A 17,161-nucleotide genomic window follows, 5' to 3' on the forward strand; every position below is an offset into this window, starting at 1 on the left:
CAGGAGTGTCGCGCAACGCGGGCCGTTAGACTGTGGCGCCGTTTCATCGACCCCATGCGCATCGCCTCCATCCGCCAGCAGCTTCGTGACCACGGCGCCAAGCCCGTTCACGAGGAACGCGTGCTGCGCCAATGGTCGCGCGCGCTGCCGCAGGACGCCGGCAAGCGCCGGCCGGAGGATTTCCTGCCGCTCGCGCTGCGCGAGGCCCTGCCGGCGCTGATGCAGCAGCTCGACGGCCTGGCGCGGCTGCGCTCCGAACACCCGGCCGACGACGGCTCGGCCCGCCTGCTGGTCGAGCTGCCGGACGGCCAGACGATCGAGAGCGTGCTGCTGCCGCGCGACGGCCTGTGCGTGTCGACCCAGGTCGGCTGCGCGGTCGGTTGCGTGTTCTGCATGACCGGCCGCGACGGGCTGCTGCGCCAGGTCGGCAGCGCCGAGATCGTCGCGCAGGTCGCGTTGGCCCGGGCGCGCCGGCCGGTCAAGAAGGTCGTGTTCATGGGCATGGGCGAGCCGGCCCACAACCTCGACAACGTGATGGAAGCGATCGACCTGCTGGGCACCGCCGGCGGCATCGGCCACAAGAGCCTGGTGTTCTCGACGGTTGGCGACCCACGGGTGTTCGAGCGCTTGCCGCAGGGCCCGGTGAAGCCGGCGCTGGCGCTGTCGCTGCACACCACGAAGGCGGCGCTGCGCGAGCAGCTGCTGCCGCGCGCACCGCGCATCACGCCCGATGAGCTGGTCGAGCTCGGCGAGCGCTATGCGCGCGCCAGCGGCTACCCGATCCAGTACCAGTGGACGCTGCTCGACGGCATCAACGACGGCGACGACGAGATCGACGGCATCGTGCGGCTGCTGCGCGGCAAGTACGCGATCATGAACATGATCCCGTACAACACCAACGAAGGGCTGGACTTCCGCCGTCCGAGCGCGGAGCGTGCCGAGGCGATCGCGCGCACGCTGCACAGCCGGGGGGTGTTGACCACGCTGCGGCAGTCGGCGGGGCAGGAGGTGGAGGGCGGGTGCGGGCAGTTGCGCGCCCGGGCGCTGCCGGCGGGCAGCATTCCGATCCACGCGGCCGCGTAGCCAGGGTGCCAATCCGGGCTACGAACCCAGCAGCACCTCGTCGTGCGCACACCCGGCCGGGATCATCGGCCAGCAGTTCTCCTCGGGCACCACGATCACATCGAGGAAGAACGGCCCGTCGCTCGCGAGGCACTCGGCCAGCGCATCATCCAGCTCGCCGCGCTGCACGACGCGGCGCGCACGCCACCCGAACGCCTTCGCCAGCGCAACGAAATCCGGCTGCACATCGAGCGCGCTCTGGCTGTAGCGCCCGCCGTGCACCAGCTCCTGCCACTGCCGCACCATGCCCATGTGGCCGTTGTTCAGCACCACCACCTTGACCGGCGTCGCGTGCTGCATCGCGGTCGCCATCTCCTGGATGTTCATCAGGATCGACGCATCGCCGCTGACGCACACCACCAGCCGGTCCGGGTGCGCAACCTGCGCGCCGATCGCCGCCGGCAGCCCGTATCCCATCGTGCCGGCGCCGCCCGAGGTCAGCCAGCGCCGCGGCGCGTCGAAGCGCAGGTGCTGCGCGGCCCACATCTGGTGCTGGCCGACATCGGTCGAGACGATCGCGTCGCGGCCGGCCAGCGCTGACTGCAGTTGCACCAGCAGCGCCTGCGGCGCGATCTGGCGCGGCGTGTCGTCGAAGGCCAGCGAGCGCTTCGCACGCCAGGTGCCGATGCGTGCCCACCACGCATCGAGTCGCCCCGCGTCGAGCGGCTGCGGGCCCAGCATGTCGAGCAGCGCCTCCAGCAGCCAGCCGCAATCGCCGACCAACGGCACCTGGGTCTTCACGACCTTGTTGATCGAGGTCGCGTCGATGTCGATGTGGATGAAGCGGGCCCCGGGGCAGAAGCCGTCGAGCCGCCCGGTCACCCGATCGTCGAAGCGCGCGCCGACGCACACCACCAGGTCGGCCTCGTGCATCGCGAGGTTGGCCTCGAGCGTGCCGTGCATGCCCAGCATGCCGAGGAACTGCGGGCTGCTCGCCGGGAAGGCGCCGAGGCCCATCAGCGTCAGCGTGCACGGCGCGTGGCAGCGGCGCACCAGCTCGGCGAACGCGGCGCAGGCGGTGGGACCGGCGTTGATCAATCCGCCACCGCCGTAGAACACCGGCCGGCGCGCTTCGCGCAGCGCATCGACGGCCCGGCGCAACGACGCGTTCGGCCGCGCCGGCCGCGGCTGCGTGAAGGTGGCGGCCGCGGCGCCCTCGGGCACCACCTGCGGCGCGAGCTGCACATCTTTCGGCAGATCGAGCAGCACCGGCCCGGGTCGGCCACCTGCAGCCACCGCCAATGCCTTGCGCAGCAGCGGCACCAGTTGCGCCGCACTGCGCACCTGCGCGTTCCACTTCGTCACCGGCCGCGAGATGCCGAGCGCATCGCACTCCTGGAACGCATCGGTGCCGATCGACGTGGTCGCGACCTGGCCGCTGATGCACAGCACCGGCACCGAATCGCACAGCGCATCGAGCAGGCCGGTGGTGGTGTTGCTCATGCCCGGACCCGAGGTCACGAACACCACGCCGATGCGGCCGGTGCTGCGCGCGTAGCCCTGCGCCGCATGCACCGCCGCCTGCTCGTGCCGCACGAGGATGTGGCGCAGCCGCGGCTCGCGGTGCAGCGCGTCGTACAGCGGCAGCACCGCGCCGCCGGGGTAGCCGAACACGGTGTCGATGCCGTGCGCGAGCAGCGTCGCGATCAACAGGTCGGCGCTGTCGGGCGTGCGGGTGGCAGGGGCCGGGGCCGGGGCAGGCTGCAGGCATTCGAGGGCGAGCGGCGCATTCATGCCGGGAAGTTTCTCGCGCGCTGCGCAGCAAAGGCTGCTGAAACTTGGGCGGGTTACGATGCCAGCGGCAAATCCTCCTGCATCTTCAACAGGTCACAGCATGCAGCTCGACAAGTTCGACATCGCCATCCTCGAAGCGCTGCAGCGCGACGCCCGCATCAGCATGGGCGAACTCGGTGCGCAGGTGGGGCTGACCAGCTCGCCGTGCTGGAGCCGCATCAAGCGGCTGGAACAGGCCGGCGTGATCGAGGGCTACTCGGTGCGCGTGAACCCGGCCGAGGTCGGGCTGCCCGACACGGTGATCGTGCAGGTCACGCTGGACAGCCATTCCGACGAGGCGCTGTTCGAGTTCGGCCGCGCGCTGGAAGCGATCCCCGAGGTGCTGGAGGCCTTCCTGGTGTCGGGCGACTACGACTACTACGTGCGCATCGCCGTCAGCGACACGCGCGACTACGAGCGGCTGCTGCGCGAGCGGCTCTACAAGATCCCCGGGATCCGGCACAGCAAGTCGAGCTTCGTGCTGCGGCAGTTGAAGCAGAGCTTGCTGCCGTTGCGCCGCTAGGGCCTGTTAACACTACGGGAAGGCTCGCGTGACTCATCAAAAGGGCACCCGCAAGGCGCACGGCGCAGCCCAGGCTTGCTGCCTGGGCAAGCCGTGCAACGCCGCGGGCGCCCTTTTGATGAGATCACCCTTCGGGCCGGTGCCTGCCAAGGCGCTGGGCCGCGTTGCGCCGCTTGCCCGGGCAAACCAGCCCGGGCCGCGCGGCGCGCCTTGCCCAGCGCCTTGGCAGGCAGCGGCGCGAGCCTTCCCGTAGTGTTAACAGGCCCTAGCTCAGGACTTGCGCTTCTGCCACGCGATCAGCTCGCCGACGAAGCCGCGCCGGAACGCGATCACGCACACCACGAAGATCACGCCGATGATCACCGTGACCCACGAGCCGGCGGTGTCCGCCAGGTAGTCCTGCAGCCCGATGATCGTGAACGCCCCCAGCACCGGCCCGGCGAAGGTGCCCATGCCGCCGAGCAGCGTCATCAGGATCACCTCGCCCGACAGCGACCAGTGCACGTCCGACAGCGTCGCGAAGCCGAGCACGAAGGTCTTCATCGCACCCGCCAGCCCGGCGATGCCGGTCGACAGCACGAAGGCCAGCAGCTTGTAGCGGTCGACGTCATAGCCGAGCGAGATCGCACGCGGCTCGTTCTCGCGGATCGCCTTCAGCACCTGGCCGTACGGCGAGTGCACGATGCGCAGGATCAGCACGAACACCGCGACGAACACCGCCAGCACGAAGAAGTACATCGCGAGGTCGTTGGCCATCGGGATCAGGCCGAACAGCTTGCCGCGCGGCACGCCCTGCAGGCCGTCTTCGCCGCCGGTGAACGGCGCCTGCAGGCAGACGAAATAGATCATCTGCGCCATCGCGAGCGTGATCATCGCGAAGTAGATGCCCTGGCGGCGGATCGCGATCAGGCCCACCACCAGCCCGAGCGCCGCGGCCACCAGCGTGCCGGCGACGATGCCGAGCTCCGGCGTCCAGCCGGCGCTGCGCACCAGCCAGCCGGTGACGTAGGCCGCCGAGCCCATGAAGGCCGCGTGCCCGAACGACAGCAGCCCGGTGAAGCCCAGCAGCAGGTTGAAGGCGCACGCGAAGATCGCGAAGCACAGCGCCTTCATCATGAACACCGGGTAGATGCCGATGAAGGGCGCGATCACCAGCAGCGCCAGCAGCACGCCCCAGGCGATGACGGACTTGCGCTGGAACGCGTCGTTCCTGTTCGGGGTGGACACCACGCTCACTTCTCCTTGCCGAACAGGCCGGCCGGCCGGATCACCAGCACGATCACCATGATCACGAACACCACGATGTTCGAGGCTTCGGGGTAGAACACCTTGGTCAGGCCCTCGACCAGCCCGAGCATCAGCCCGGTCAGGATCGAGCCGAGGATGGACCCCATGCCGCCGATCACCACCACCGCGAACACGACGATGATCAGGTTGCTGCCCATCAGCGGCGTGACCTGGATCACCGGTGCCGCCAGCACGCCGGCCAGCGCCGCGAGTGCCGCGCCGCCGGCATAGGTGAACATCACCATGCGCGGCACGTTGATGCCGAAGGCCTGCACCAGCGCCGGGTTCTCGGTGCCGGCGCGCAGCGTGGCCCCGAGCCGCGTCTTCTCGATCAGGAACCAGGTGCCCAGGCAGACCGTGAGCGACGCCACCACGACCCACGCACGGTAGTTCGGCAGCACCATGAAGCCCAGGTTGGTGGCGCCCTGCAGCGCCTCGGGCACGCTGACCTGCTGGCCCGACACGCCGAACTGGTCGCGGAACACGCCCTCGCCGATCAGCGCGAGGCCGAAGGTCAGCAGCAGGCCGTACAGCGGGTCGAGCTTGTACAGGTGCTTGAGCAAGGTCCTCTCGATGACGACGCCGAGCGCACCGACGATCACCGGTGCGAGCACCAGCGCTCCCCAGTAGCCGAGGCCCCATTTCTCCATCGAGAACCAGGCCACGTAGGCGCCGATCATGTAGAGCGCGCCATGGGCGAAGTTGACGATGCCCAGCAGGCCGAAGATCACCGCCAGGCCCAGGCTCAGCATCGCGTAGAACGAGCCGTTGACCAGGCCGAGCAGCAACTGGCCGGCGAAGGCCTGCAGGGGGATGCCGAAGATTTCGGTCATGGGGTCATCCCATCACTTCCAGGAAGCGCACTTGCTCTCGGCCTTGGTCGTGAACGCCGCATCGCCCTTGATGGTCTCGACCACGTTGTAGTAGTCCCACGGCTCGGTCGACTTGTCGGGCGACTTGACCTGCATCAGGTACATGTCGTGCACCATGCGGCCGTCTTCGCGCACCGTGCCGTTCTTCGCGAACATGTCGTTGACCTTGGCCTTGTGCAACTGCGCGAGCACCTTGTCGGCGTCGTCGGTGCCGGTCGTCTTGACGGCCGCCAGGTAGTTGGCCACCACCGAGTAGTCGGCCGCCTGCAGCGACGACGGCATGCGCTTGACCTTCTCGAAGAACTTGCGGCTCCAGGCGCGCGTCTCGGCATCCTTGTTCCAGTACCAGCTGTCGGTCAGGTACATGCCCTGCGTCGTCTTCAGGCCCAGCGAGTGGATGTCGTTGATGAACACCAGCAGCCCGGCCAGCTTCATCGTCTTGGTGACGCCGAACTCGTTGGCGGCCTTGATCGCGTTGATGGTGTCGCCGCCGGCATTCGCCAAGCCCAGGATCTGCGCCTTGCTCGACTGCGCCTGCAGCAGGAACGACGAGAAGTCGCTGGCCGACAGCGGGTGCTTGACCTGGCCGGTGACCGTGCCGCCGGCCGCCTTCACGACGTTGGTGGTGTCGTTCTGCAGCGCCTGGCCGAACGCGTAGTCGGCCGTCAGGAAGTACCAGCTCTTGCCGCCGGCACGCACCACGGCGCCGCCGGTGCCCTTGGCCAGTGCCATCGTGTCGTAGGCCCAGTGGATGGTGTACGGGCTGCACTGCTCGTTGGTCAGCGCCGAGCTGCCGGCGCCCACCGCGATGAACGGCTTCTTCTTCTCGAGCGCCACCTTGGCCATCGCCAGGCTGGTGCCGGAGTTGGTGCCGCCGATCAGCATGTCGACGCCCTGCGTGTCGAACCACTCGCGCGCCTTCGCAGCGGCCACGTCGGCCTTGTTCTGATGGTCGGCCACGACCAGCTCGACCTTCTTGCCGTTGACCATGCCGCCGGCATCGGCGATCGCCATCTTGATGGCCTCGACGCCGGCCGGGCCGTCGATGTCGGAGTACAGGCCCGACATGTCGGTGATGAAGCCGATGCGGATCACGTCGCCCGACACCTGCGCGTGCGCAGGGACGAAGGCGGCGGTGGCGGCGAGCGAGCAGGCGGCGGCGATGTGTCTCAGTTTCATTGAGGTCTCCTTGTGTGGATCGATCTTCGGGATCAGACGCCCAGGTACTCGTGGAGCTGGGCCAGGCGGCCAGGCAACTCGGCCTGGGTGAACTCTTGAATGATCTGGCCGTGCTCCATCACGAGGAAGCGGTCGGCCAGCGGCGCGGCGAAGCGGAAGTTCTGCTCCACCATCACGATCGTGTAGCCCTGGCGGCGCAGCAGCACCACCATCTCGGCGAGCTTCTGCACGATGACCGGGGCCAGGCCCTCGGAGATCTCGTCGAGCAGCAGCAGCTTGGCGCCGGTGCGCAGGATGCGCGCGACGGCCAGCATCTGCTGCTCGCCACCCGACAGCCGCGTGCCCTGGCTGCCGGCGCGCTCCTTCAGGTTCGGGAACATCGCGTAGATCTCGTCGATCGCCATGCCGCCGTCGGCCAGCTTCGGCGGCAGCAGCAGGTTCTCCTCGGCCGACAGGCTCGAGAAGATGCCGCGCTCTTCCGGGCAGTAGCCGATGCCGAGCCGCGCGATGCGGTGCGTCGGCATCGCGATGGCCTCTTGCCCGCGGATGCGGATCGAGCCCTTGCGGCTGCCGGTCAGGCCCATGATCGCGCGCAGCGTGCTGGTGCGGCCGGCGCCGTTGCGCCCGAGCAGCGTCACCACCTCGCCTTCGTCGACGTGGAAGTTCACGCCATGCAGCACGTGCGATTCGCCGTACCAGGCCTGCAGTTCGCGGACTTCGACGAAGCGTTCGGCCATCTCAATGCGCTCCGGCGAGTTCGACGTTGGCGGTGCCCATGTAGGCCTCGACCACCGCGGGGTTCTTCGAGACCTCGCTGTACGGCCCTTCGGCCAGCGTCGCGCCGCGCTGCAGCACGGTGATGGTGTCGGCGATGCTCGACACCACGCTCATGTTGTGCTCCACCATCAGGATGGTGCGGTTCGCCGACACCTTCTTGATCAGCTGGCGGATGCGGTCGACGTCTTCCAGCCCCATGCCCTGCGTCGGCTCGTCGAGCAGCATCAGCTCGGGCTCCATCGCGAGCGTGGTCGCGATCTCGAGCGCGCGCTTGCGACCGTAGCTCAGCTCGACGGTCGGCGTGTCGGCGTACCCGGCCAGGTCGACCTCGGCCAGCAGCGCGCGGGCACGGTCGTTCAGGCCGTGCAGCGTGCGCTCGGACTTCCAGAAGTGGAACGAGGTGCCCAGCTGGCGCTGCAGCGCGACGCGCACGTTCTCGAGCACGCTCAGGTGCGGGAACACCGCCGAGATCTGGAACGAGCGGATCACGCCGCGCCGCGCGATCTGCGCCGGCTTCTCGCGCGTGATGTCGGCGCCGTTGAAGAGGATCTGGCCGCGCGTGGGCGTCAGGAACTTGGTCAGCAGATTGAAGCAGGTCGTCTTGCCGGCGCCGTTCGGGCCGATCAGCGCGTGGATGTGGCCACGCCGGACCTTCAGGTCGACCTGGTTCACCGCGACGAAGCCCTTGAACTCCTTTGTCAGCGCGCGGGTCTCGAGGATGGTGTCGGGGGTGCTTGCGGTGCTCATGGAATCTGGAACTCCTCTTCGGTGCCGCTCAGGCGGCCGGCGCGGCCATGCTGCCGCCGAGCCGCTGCGTCAGCTCGCGCGCGACGCGCATCACGGTGTCGCTCTGCTGCGCGGCGACCTGCGGATCGAGCATCGCCTTCTGCAGGCACACGCCGACGCCGGCCACCGCCTGGCCGGACGCATCAAACACCGGCGCGCCGAAGCAGTACACGCCTTCGCGCACGCTCTCGTCGTCGATGCTGTAGCCGCGCCGGCGGATCTCGGCCAGCTCGCCGACCAGGTCGCTGCGCTGGATCGGCGCGCGGTTCATGAAGGCCGGTAGCCGGTTCTGCGGAAAGTGGCTGCGCAGCCGGGCCTCGTCCAGCCAGGCGAGCATCGCCTTGCCGGTGGCCGCGCGGTGCGCCGGCAGCCGCATGCCGACGGTGAACGCCAGGCCGAGCGGGCGCACGCCGTTGCGCGCGGCGACGTAGACCACGTCGGCACCGTCGAGCACCGACAGGATCACCGTCTCGGACGGCGCCGCGCCGGCCTCGGCCCACAGCGCGGTGAATTCCTGGGCCGGGCTGGTGTGGGCGACGAACGCATGCGCCAGGCCCATCACGCGCGGGCCGATGAAGAAGCAGCCGTCGTCCTCGCGGCGCAGGTAGCCCAGCGCGCTCAGCGTGTTGCACAGGCCGTGCACACTGCTCTTGGGCAGGCCGAGGCTGGCCGAGAGCCGCGCCAGGCTCATCGCCTCGCGCTGCTGCGCCAACAGGTCCAGCAACGCGGCCGCCCGCGTGACGGCCGGCACCAGGGCCGGCTTGGTCGCGGGAGGGCGGGGAAGTTGGGCTTGCAGCATGCGTTGGACAGCGACGCGGCGCAGTGGGTGGGGGAGACCGGGAGAGAACAGGGCCGTTCAACGGGTTGAACCAGGATCGACCCATCGAACAGCCGGCGCAGTCTAAGAGGGGTCTTTGCGCTGGTGGATGCCGGCGCGGCCGGTTCGCGGGAAAGTCCGCACAGGGTTTGCGCGAGGCGCCTCGCTTCATTTTTTTGAATGATTGCGACAAGCGTGGTGAACTTCGTCACCTCGCCTTGCTCTTAAAGTCCCTCCCCACGGGCCGATTCGACGGGCCCAAGTGCTTCAAACTGTTTCAAGGCCTTCCATGCGCGCTCCGCCTTCACGCTACGACGCCGTTGCCATCAGCTTCCACTGGCTGCTCGGGCTGGCCATCGTCGCCACGTTCTGCGTCGGGCTGTACATGAGCGGCCTGCCGTTCTCGCCGCAGCGCCTGAAGCTCTTCAACTGGCACAAGTGGTCGGGCGTGGTGATCCTCGCGCTGTCGGCGCTGCGCCTGCTGTGGCGCCTGACGCACCGCCCGCCGGCCGACCTGCCGTCGCCCGCCTGGCAGCAGCGCGCGTCGCACTGGACGCACAACCTGCTGTACCTGCTGTTCTTCGCGGTGCCGCTGGCCGGCTGGGCGTACAGCTCGGCGGCCGGCTTCCCGATCGTCGTGTTCGGGCTGCTGCCGCTGCCCGATTTCGTGCCGGCCGACAAGGCGCTGGCCGAGACCGCGAAGCAGGTCCACGCGCTGCTCGCCTATGGCCTGGCGGCCCTGGTGACGCTGCATGTGGCAGCCGCGCTGAAGCACCAGTTCATCGACCGCGACGGGCTGCTGGCTCGCATGCTGCCTGGCGGCTCGCGTTGACCCCTCACTTTCACCGGGAGACCTTCGAATGAAAACCTACCTCACCGTCGCGAGCTTCGCCGTCGCCGCCGCGTTCGCCTTCCCTGCCTGCGCCCAGGCGCAGCAGAAGGTGGTGCCGGCGCAAAGCGAGATCGCCTTCACCAGCAAGCAGATGGGCGTGCCGGTCGACGGCAAGTTCCGCAAGTTCGACGCGCAGGTCGCGTTCGACCCGAAGAAGCCCGAGGCCGCGAAGATCGGCTTCACGATCGACCTGGCGAGCGTCACGCTCGGCACCGCCGAAACCGAGGCCGAGGTCGCCAAGCCGGACTGGTTCAACACCAAGTCGTTCCCGCAAGCCACCTTCCAATCGACCAGCGTCAAGGCCACCGGCCCGGGCAAGTTCGACGTGGCCGGCAAGCTGGCGATCAAGGGCGCGAGCCACGACGTGGTCGTGCCGGTGGTGCTGGCGCAGGCCGGCGGCAACACCACGGCCACCGGCAGCTTCGTGATCAAGCGCCTCGATTTCAAGATCGGCGACGGCGACTGGAAAGACACCTCGATGGTGGCCAACGACGTCACCGTCAAGTTCAAGCTCGCGCTGACCGGCGTGGGCGCCTTCTGATTTTCCGGATCCGCCGGATTCCTCTGCAGTACCTCACCCACCTCACCAGGACCATTCCCATGATGATGAAGACCCTCGTTGCCGCCGCCGCCCTCGCCGCTGCCGGCCTGGCACAAGCCGAAGCCGCGACCTACGCGATCGACCCGACCCACACCGCCGCGATCTTCGAGGCGAAGCACTTCAACACCAGCACGCTGCGTGGCCGCTTCGACAAGAAGGAAGGCACCGTCACGTTCGACAAGGCTGCCAAGACCGGCCGCGTCGAAATCACCTTCGACATGACCGCGATCAACACCGGCGTGCCGGCGCTCGACACGCACCTGAAGGGCAAGGACTTCTTCAACGCCGCCGAACAGCCGACCGCCAAGTTCGTCGGCGACAAGTTCAGCTTCGACGGTGCCGGCAAGGTGACCTCGGTCGCCGGCGCGCTGACGCTGGCCGGCAAGACCCAGCCGCTCACGCTGACGGCCGTCAACTTCAACTGCTACGAGAACCCGATGCTGAAGCGCGAAGTGTGCGGCGGCGACTTCGAGACGACGATCCAGCGCAGCCAGTGGGGCGTCAGCTACGGCCTGCAGTACGGCCTGCCGGACAACATCCACATGCTGATCCAGGTCGAAGCCGTCAAGCAGTAAGCCTCCCCCCGGGGAGCCGGCGCGGCCCGCTCAGGCCGCGCTGCCCTGGAGCCGGAACACCGACACCGCGGCGGCCAGCCGCTGCGCCTGCGCGCTGAGGCTGCCGGCCGCGGCCGCCGACTCCTCGACCAGCGCGGCATTCTGCTGCGTCACGCCGTCGAGCTGCTGCACCGCGTCGTTGACCTGGCCGACGCCCTGCGTCTGCTGGCGCGTCGCGCCGCTGATCTGGCTGATCAGCGCCGACACCTGCGCGAACTGGCTGACGACGCGCTGCATCGTCGAGCCGGCCTCACCGGCCAGCCGGTGCCCTTCCTCGATGCGCTGCGTGCTCTCGGCGACCAGGCCGCGGATCTGCCGCGCCGCCTCGGCGCAGCGCTGCGACAGCGACCGCACCTCGCCGGCCACCACCGAGAAGCCGCGGCCGTGCTCGCCCGAGCGGGCCGCCTCGACCGCCGCATTCAGCGCGAGGATGTTGGTCTGCAGCGCGATGCCGTCGATCACGCCGACGATGGTGCCGATGCGCGCCGCCGCCTCGCCGATCTCGTTCATCGTGCCGACGACCCGCGTGACGACCGTGCCGCCGTGGTCGGCCACCTGCGAGGCCTCGGCCGCCGCGCTGTCCGCCTGCCGGGCGTGCTCGGCATTGCCGCGCACGCTGTTGTCGATCTGGTGCAACGCCGCCGCGGTCTGCTGCAGGTTGGCGGCCTGCTGCTCGGTGCGGTCCGACAGGTCCATGTTGCCTTGTGCGATCTGCGCGCTCGCGGTGGCGATGCCGTCGGCCCCTTCGCGCACCTCGCCGACCACGCGCCGCAGGCCGGCCTGCATGTCGACCAGCGCGCGCAGCACCTCGGCCGCTTCGTCGCGCCCGCTGACCTGGATGTCGCCGCACAGGTCGCCGGTGGCGATGCGCGCGGCCACGCCGCTCGCCAGCTGCAGCGGCCGCGCCACGTCGCGCTGCAGCCGCCACCACACCAGCGCGAACAGCAGGGCGCTGGCCAGCAGCGCGCCGCCCAGCACCGCGAGGGCGTGGCGGTCGTTCACCGCGACGATGTCGTCGAAGCCGGAAATCCGGTCGTCGGCGAAGGCATTCGAGCGCTCGACGGTGCGGTCGACGCCACGCCGGTGTGCCTCATAGTGCACTTGCACGGCCGGCAGCGCGGCGCGTGCGGCATCGGCACGCCCATCGTGCAGCGGCTGCAGCACCTGCGCGCGGGCGGCCTCGAAGAAGCGTTGCGCCGCTTCATGCTGCTCGCCGAGCAGCTCGCGTTCCAGCCCGTACGGCGGATGGGTGCGCCAGTAGTCGACGCGCGCACGGTAGGCCTCGGCCAGTGCATCGAAACCACGCAGCGCCGCAGCCGGTGGCAGCGTGCCTTCGAGCGCCTGCGACAGCACCAGCCGCGCCTCGATCAGGTACAGCGGCGGCGGCAGCACGTCGGCGGTCACGTCCTTCGCGACGAACACCTGGCGCGCCTGGGCCTGCATGCGGTGGCTGTTCCAGCGGGCGCTGCCATGCAGCACCAGCAGCGCGACGATGAACACCGCGAGGAACAGCAACAACACGGACTTGATCGACTTCATGGCAACACCTCGACGAACACCGGAGCCAGCCGCCCGGCGCGGGCGCTGTGTCAGGTTTTTCGACGTGCCGCCGGTCGCCTTGACCGGGTCATTTGTTCAGGATTTCAGTGGCCCCCGGCCAGCAAGGCCGCATTGCCGCCGGCGGCCGCGGTGTTGATCGTCAGCGTCTGCTCGGCGCAGAAGCGGTAGAGGTAGTGCGGCCCGCCGGCCTTCGGGCCGGTGCCGCTCAGCCCCTCGCCGCCGAACGGCTGCACGCCGACCACCGCACCGATCATGTTGCGGTTGACGTACACGTTGCCGATGCGCGCCGCCTGCGCAAGCCGCAGCGCGCGGCTGTCGATGCGCGTCTGGATGCCCAGCGTCAGCCCGTAGCCGAGCGCGTTGACCTGCGCGATCACGTCGGCCACGTCGCCGCGCCAGCGCACCACGTGCAGCACCGGGCCGAAGATCTCCTGGCGCACATCGGCGATGCGCGGCAGCTCGAACGCGACCGGTGCGACGAGGCGCGGGAAGGTCGAGGTCACCGGCGCCTCGCCGATCAGCGCTGCGCTGCCGCGCAAGCGCTCGACATGGCCGCGGATGCCGGCGAAGGCCTCGTCGTCGATCACCGGGCCGACGTCGGTCGCGAGCAGCGCCGGGTCGTCGACGCGCAGCTCGGCCAGCGCGCCGCGCACCATCTCGATCACGCCGTCGGCCACGCCCTCGTGCACGCACAGCAAGCGCAGCGCCGAACAGCGCTGGCCGGCCGAGCGGAATGCGCTCTGCACGATGGCGTCGACCACCTGCTCGGGCAGCGCGGTGCTGTCAACCACCATCGCGTTGATGCCGCCGGTCTCGGCGATCAGCGGCACGATCGGGCCGTCCTTCGCGGCGAGCGCGCGGTTGATGATCTTCGCGACCGCGGTCGAGCCGGTGAAGCACACGCCCGCGGTGCGCGCATCGGCGACCAGCGCGGCGCCCACCGTCTCACCGGGGCCGTGCAGCATCGCGAGCGCATCGCGCGGCACGCCGGCCTCGTGCAGCAGCGCGACCAGGCGCTGCGCGACAGCGGGCGTCTGCTCGGCCGGCTTGGCGGCCACCGCGTTGCCGGCCACCAGCGCGGCCACCACCTGGCCGGCGAAGATCGCGAGCGGGAAGTTCCATGGGCTGATGCAGACGAAGACGCCGCGGCCGTGCAGCTGCAGCGCGTTGCTCTCGCCGGTCGGGCCGGGCAGGGCCTGCGTGGCCAGCCGGGCCTCGGCCTGGTCGGCGTAGTAGCGGCAGAAGTCGACCGCCTCGCGCACCTCGGCCACGCAGTCGCCCAGCGTCTTGTGCGCCTCTTTCACCAGCAGGCCGCAGAACTCGGGCAGGCGGGCCTCGAGCGCATCGCCGGCGCGACGCAGTGTCATCGCGCGTTCGGCCAGCGGGGTCGCGTTCCAGGCCTCGAAGCCGGACTGCAGGCGCGTCATCGCATCGCCGACATCGGCCACCGTCGCTTCGCGCACCGGCTCGACGCTGGTCGCGGCCAGCGCCGCGTCCAAGGGTCCGCGCTCCTCGATGCAGGCCAGGTCGGCACCGCGCGAGTTGACGCGCCCACTTTCGCCGTACAGCGCGCGCGGCAGCAGCTGGCCGATCGCGGCCGCCGGCGCCAGCGGTGACGCGAGCAGCAGGTCGACCGGCACCTCGTCATCCGACAGCTGGTGCACGAACGACGAATTGGCACCGTTCTCCAGCAGCCGGCGCACCAGGTAGGCCAGCAGGTCGCGGTGCTCGCCGACCGGCGCATAGACGCGCACCGGGATGTTGGCGTCGCGCATCACCTCGCGGTACACCCCCTCGCCCATGCCGTGCAGCCGCTGCATCTCGAACGGCGCGCCGGCCGCCTGCGCCATCTGCACGATCGCCGCGATGGTGCCGGCGTTGTGCGTCGCGAACTGCGGGTAGATCACCTCCGCATGGCCGATCAGCGCCCGCGCGCAGGCCAGGTACGAGATGTCGGTGTGGTGCTTGTGCGTGAACACCGGGTAGCCGGCCAGGCCCTGTTCCTGGGCGCGCTTGATCTCGCCGTCCCAGTAGGCGCCCTTGACCAGCCGCACCATGAACTTCAGGCCGTGCCGGCGGGCGATGCGTGCGACTTCGTCGACCACCTGCAGCGCGCGCGTCTGGTAGGCCTGCACCGCGAGGCCGAAGCCGCGCCACAGCGGAAACTGCTGCGCGATGCGCTCGGCCAGCGCGTCCAGCACGTCGAGCGACAGCTCGAGCCGGTCGCTCTCTTCCGCATCGATCGTCAGGTTGATGTTGGCGCGCGCAGCCTGCTCGATCAGCTGCCACACGCGCGGCAGCAGCTCGGCGCCGACGCGCTCGCGCTGCGCGTCTTCATAGCGCGAGAAGAGGGCACTGAGCTTGATCGAGATGCCGTCGGCCGCTTCCGGCCCGGCCGCGACCCGGCCACCGCCGATCGCGTCGATCGCCTTCGCATACGAGGCCAGGTAGCGCCGCGCATCGGCCTCGGTGCGCGCACCCTCGCCGAGCATGTCGTAGCTGAAGCGCAGGCCGGCCTGCTGCTTGCGCGCCGAGGCCGCCTCGCCCATGGCCTCGGCGATGTCGCGGCCGAGCACGAACTGCCGGCCGAGCAGCTGGATCGCACGCACCGTCGCGGCCACCACCGTCTGCGCACCGAGGCGCTTGAACAGCCCCGCTTCGGCATCGGCTTGCGGCAGGAACTTCTTCGACAGCGAGATCGCGCTCGCCGACAGGCTCGCCAGCATCTGGTGCGGCCCGCCCGACGACGCATCGAACTCGGCCTTGCCGAGCTGGTCGGCGGTCAGCGCGATCGCGGTCTCGGCATCGGGCACACGCAGCAGCGCCTCGGCCAACCGCATCAGCGCCAGGCCCTCGGCGCTGGAGATCGGGTATTCCCGCAGCAGCGACTCCATCGCCCAGAACGGTGCCGGCTTGTCGCGCACCGCCTGCACCCAGGGCCGCGCGGCGGCCTGGGCGGCCGCCCAGTCGAGCGCCTGCGCAAGGGGTGGCGTCAGGCTTGCTAACAGTTCCAGTTCAGGGCGGTACGGGTAGGGCAGGCGGGCGCGAGCCGGCGGCAAAAACATCATCGAAGCTCACCATTGGTGTTAGTTCTACTAGCGTATCTGCTGATTACATGAATTAATCACCGACAAAAAGCCAGCCTCCGAATTCATTCACCATGAAAACCAATCACAGCCTGCCCGCCACGCTGGACAAGATCGACGCCCGGATCCTGGGCGCGCTGCAGCAGGACGGGCGCATCTCGAACCTGAAGTTGGCCGAGACGGTGCACTTGTCGCCGACGGCGGTGCTGGAGCGGGTGAAGCGCTTGACGCGCGACGGCTTCATCCTCGGCTACGAGGCGCGATTGAACCCCGACAAGCTCGGCGCGGGAATGATGGTCTTCATCGAGGTCGTGCTCGACCGCACGACGCCGGACGTGATGAAGGCCTTCAAGGCGGCGGTGCAGGTGCGGCCCGAGATCCTCGAATGCCACCTGGTGGCCGGCGGTTTCGACTACCTGATCAAGACGCGCGTGGCCGACATGGGCTCGTACCGCGAGCTGATCGGCTCGGTGATCTGGAGCCTGCCGGGGGTGCGGGAGACGCACACGTATGCGGTGATGGAAGAGGTGAAGAACACGACGGCGCTACCGATCTGAGACGGCCCGGCTGCCGAAGATCGCGCTGCCGACGCGCACCATCGTCGCGCCCTCGGCCACGGCCGCATCGAGGTCGGCCGACATGCCCATCGACAGCGTGTCGAGCGCCAGGCCCTCGGCATTCAGCTGCTCCAGCAACTCCCGCAACGCCCGGTGCGGCGCGCGTTGGCCCTCGAGATCGCCAGCCGGCTCGGGAATCGCCATCAAGCCGCGCAACCGCACCCCGGGCAGCGCCGCGACCTGCCGGGCCACCTCGGCCACCTCGCCGGGTGCCAGCCCGCTCTTGCTGGCCTCCCCGCTGATGTTCACCTGCAGGCACAGCTGCAACGGCGCCAGCCGCGCCGGCCGCTGCTCGCTCAGCCGCTGCGCGATCTTCAGCCGGTCGACCGAGTGCACCCAGTCGAACTGCTCGGCGACGACGCGCGTCTTGTTGCTCTGCAGCGGGCCGATCAGGTGCCATTCGACGTCGGCTCGCAGCTCGGCCAGCGCGGCAATCTTGTCGATGCCCTCCTGAACATAGTTCTCGCCGAAGCGGCGCTCGCCCGCCGCGAAGGCCTCGCGCACCGCGTCCGGCCCGAAAGTTTTGGTAACAACCAGCAGCGTGACGCTTCGCACGGGGCGTTGCGAGAGCGCACATGCCCGCGAGATGCGCTGGTGCACTTGTTGTATGTTCGAAGCAATCGTCGCCATAATTCCCCGAGCCTATCCCAAGCTA

16 protein-coding genes are annotated in these 17,161 nt (G+C 69.4%); 6 read left to right on the forward strand and 10 right to left on the reverse strand.

Translation table 11 applies throughout. The annotated features are described in order from the left end of the window. Positions 1-54 precede the first annotated feature (54 nt). On the forward strand, positions 55-1,083 hold the full coding sequence (locus ACXJLU_RS14945) for an RNA methyltransferase (protein ID WP_457332174.1): 1,029 nt from the start codon (positions 55-57) through the stop codon (positions 1,081-1,083). A gap of 18 nt (positions 1,084-1,101) precedes the next feature. Here the strand turns inward: ACXJLU_RS14945 and ilvB are convergent, their stop codons facing one another. Next, on the reverse strand, positions 1,102-2,856 hold the full coding sequence (gene ilvB / locus ACXJLU_RS14950) for a biosynthetic-type acetolactate synthase large subunit (RefSeq protein WP_457332176.1): 1,755 nt from the start codon (positions 2,854-2,856) through the stop codon (positions 1,102-1,104). A 100-nt stretch (positions 2,857-2,956) separates the two neighbouring features. Here ilvB and ACXJLU_RS14955 point away from each other — a divergent pair, with 100 nt between their 5' ends. Further along, positions 2,957-3,418 carry an Lrp/AsnC family transcriptional regulator gene (locus ACXJLU_RS14955; protein WP_056804238.1) on the forward strand — a complete coding sequence of 154 codons (462 nt, stop codon included), beginning with the start codon at positions 2,957-2,959 and terminating at the stop codon, positions 3,416-3,418. Between the two features lie 270 nt (positions 3,419-3,688). On the opposite strand, the gene ACXJLU_RS14960 is transcribed toward ACXJLU_RS14955, so the two are convergent. From ACXJLU_RS14960 to ACXJLU_RS14985, 6 genes are read right to left on the reverse strand one after another with little or no spacing between them, the layout of a single operon-like run. Beyond that, positions 3,689-4,600 carry a branched-chain amino acid ABC transporter permease gene (locus tag ACXJLU_RS14960; protein ID WP_457332223.1) on the reverse strand — a complete coding sequence of 304 codons (912 nt, stop codon included), beginning with the start codon at positions 4,598-4,600 and terminating at the stop codon, positions 3,689-3,691. Between the two features lie 50 nt (positions 4,601-4,650). After that, positions 4,651-5,538, reverse strand: a complete 888-nt coding sequence (locus ACXJLU_RS14965) for a branched-chain amino acid ABC transporter permease (RefSeq protein WP_457332178.1) — start codon at positions 5,536-5,538, stop codon at positions 4,651-4,653. A 12-nt stretch (positions 5,539-5,550) separates the two neighbouring features. Next, positions 5,551-6,756 carry an ABC transporter substrate-binding protein gene (locus ACXJLU_RS14970; RefSeq protein WP_457332180.1) on the reverse strand — a complete coding sequence of 402 codons (1,206 nt, stop codon included), beginning with the start codon at positions 6,754-6,756 and terminating at the stop codon, positions 5,551-5,553. Between the two features lie 32 nt (positions 6,757-6,788). Beyond that, complete coding sequence (locus ACXJLU_RS14975; protein WP_457332182.1) at positions 6,789-7,493, reverse strand: ABC transporter ATP-binding protein; 705 nt, start codon at positions 7,491-7,493, stop codon at positions 6,789-6,791. 1 nt (position 7,494) lies between these two features. After that, complete coding sequence (locus ACXJLU_RS14980) at positions 7,495-8,280, reverse strand: ABC transporter ATP-binding protein (protein ID WP_457332184.1); 786 nt, start codon at positions 8,278-8,280, stop codon at positions 7,495-7,497. 28 nt (positions 8,281-8,308) lie between these two features. Further along, entirely contained in the window at positions 8,309-9,118 is an 810-nt protein-coding gene (locus ACXJLU_RS14985; RefSeq protein WP_457332186.1) for an IclR family transcriptional regulator, read from the reverse strand. Between the two features lie 307 nt (positions 9,119-9,425). On the opposite strand from ACXJLU_RS14985, the gene ACXJLU_RS14990 reads away from it, so the two are divergent. From ACXJLU_RS14990 to ACXJLU_RS15000, 3 genes are all read left to right on the forward strand, one after another. Further along, positions 9,426-9,968, forward strand: a complete 543-nt coding sequence (locus ACXJLU_RS14990; RefSeq protein WP_457332188.1) for a cytochrome b — start codon at positions 9,426-9,428, stop codon at positions 9,966-9,968. Between the two features lie 28 nt (positions 9,969-9,996). Continuing rightward, positions 9,997-10,569, forward strand: coding sequence for a YceI family protein (locus tag ACXJLU_RS14995; protein ID WP_457332190.1), 573 nt, complete (start codon positions 9,997-9,999; stop codon positions 10,567-10,569). A 62-nt stretch (positions 10,570-10,631) separates the two neighbouring features. Further along, a complete protein-coding gene (locus ACXJLU_RS15000; RefSeq protein WP_073462782.1) occupies positions 10,632-11,204 on the forward strand; it encodes a YceI family protein in 573 nt (190 codons plus the stop codon). 30 nt (positions 11,205-11,234) lie between these two features. Here ACXJLU_RS15000 and ACXJLU_RS15005 read toward each other — a convergent pair whose 3' ends face one another. Together ACXJLU_RS15005 and ACXJLU_RS15010 are read right to left on the reverse strand one after the other, a co-directional pair. Continuing rightward, the gene (locus tag ACXJLU_RS15005; protein WP_457332192.1) at positions 11,235-12,782 is read right to left on the reverse strand and encodes a methyl-accepting chemotaxis protein; all 1,548 of its coding nucleotides are present in this window, start codon (positions 12,780-12,782) and stop codon (positions 11,235-11,237) included. A 104-nt stretch (positions 12,783-12,886) separates the two neighbouring features. Continuing rightward, entirely contained in the window at positions 12,887-15,868 is a 2,982-nt protein-coding gene (locus ACXJLU_RS15010) for an L-glutamate gamma-semialdehyde dehydrogenase (protein WP_457332225.1), read from the reverse strand. Positions 15,869-15,963: 95 nt separating this feature from the next. Here ACXJLU_RS15010 and ACXJLU_RS15015 point away from each other — a divergent pair, with 95 nt between their 5' ends. Then, a complete protein-coding gene (locus ACXJLU_RS15015) occupies positions 15,964-16,446 on the forward strand; it encodes an Lrp/AsnC ligand binding domain-containing protein (RefSeq protein WP_056804268.1) in 483 nt (160 codons plus the stop codon). Here ACXJLU_RS15015 and ACXJLU_RS15020 read toward each other — a convergent pair. Next, on the reverse strand, positions 16,435-17,136 hold the full coding sequence (locus ACXJLU_RS15020; protein WP_457332194.1) for a YggS family pyridoxal phosphate-dependent enzyme: 702 nt from the start codon (positions 17,134-17,136) through the stop codon (positions 16,435-16,437). The two genes, ACXJLU_RS15015 and ACXJLU_RS15020, sit on opposite strands and share 12 nt — an antisense overlap. Between the last annotated feature and the right edge of the window lie 25 nt (positions 17,137-17,161).

Source organism: Rhizobacter sp. P5_C2 (assembly GCF_054049715.1).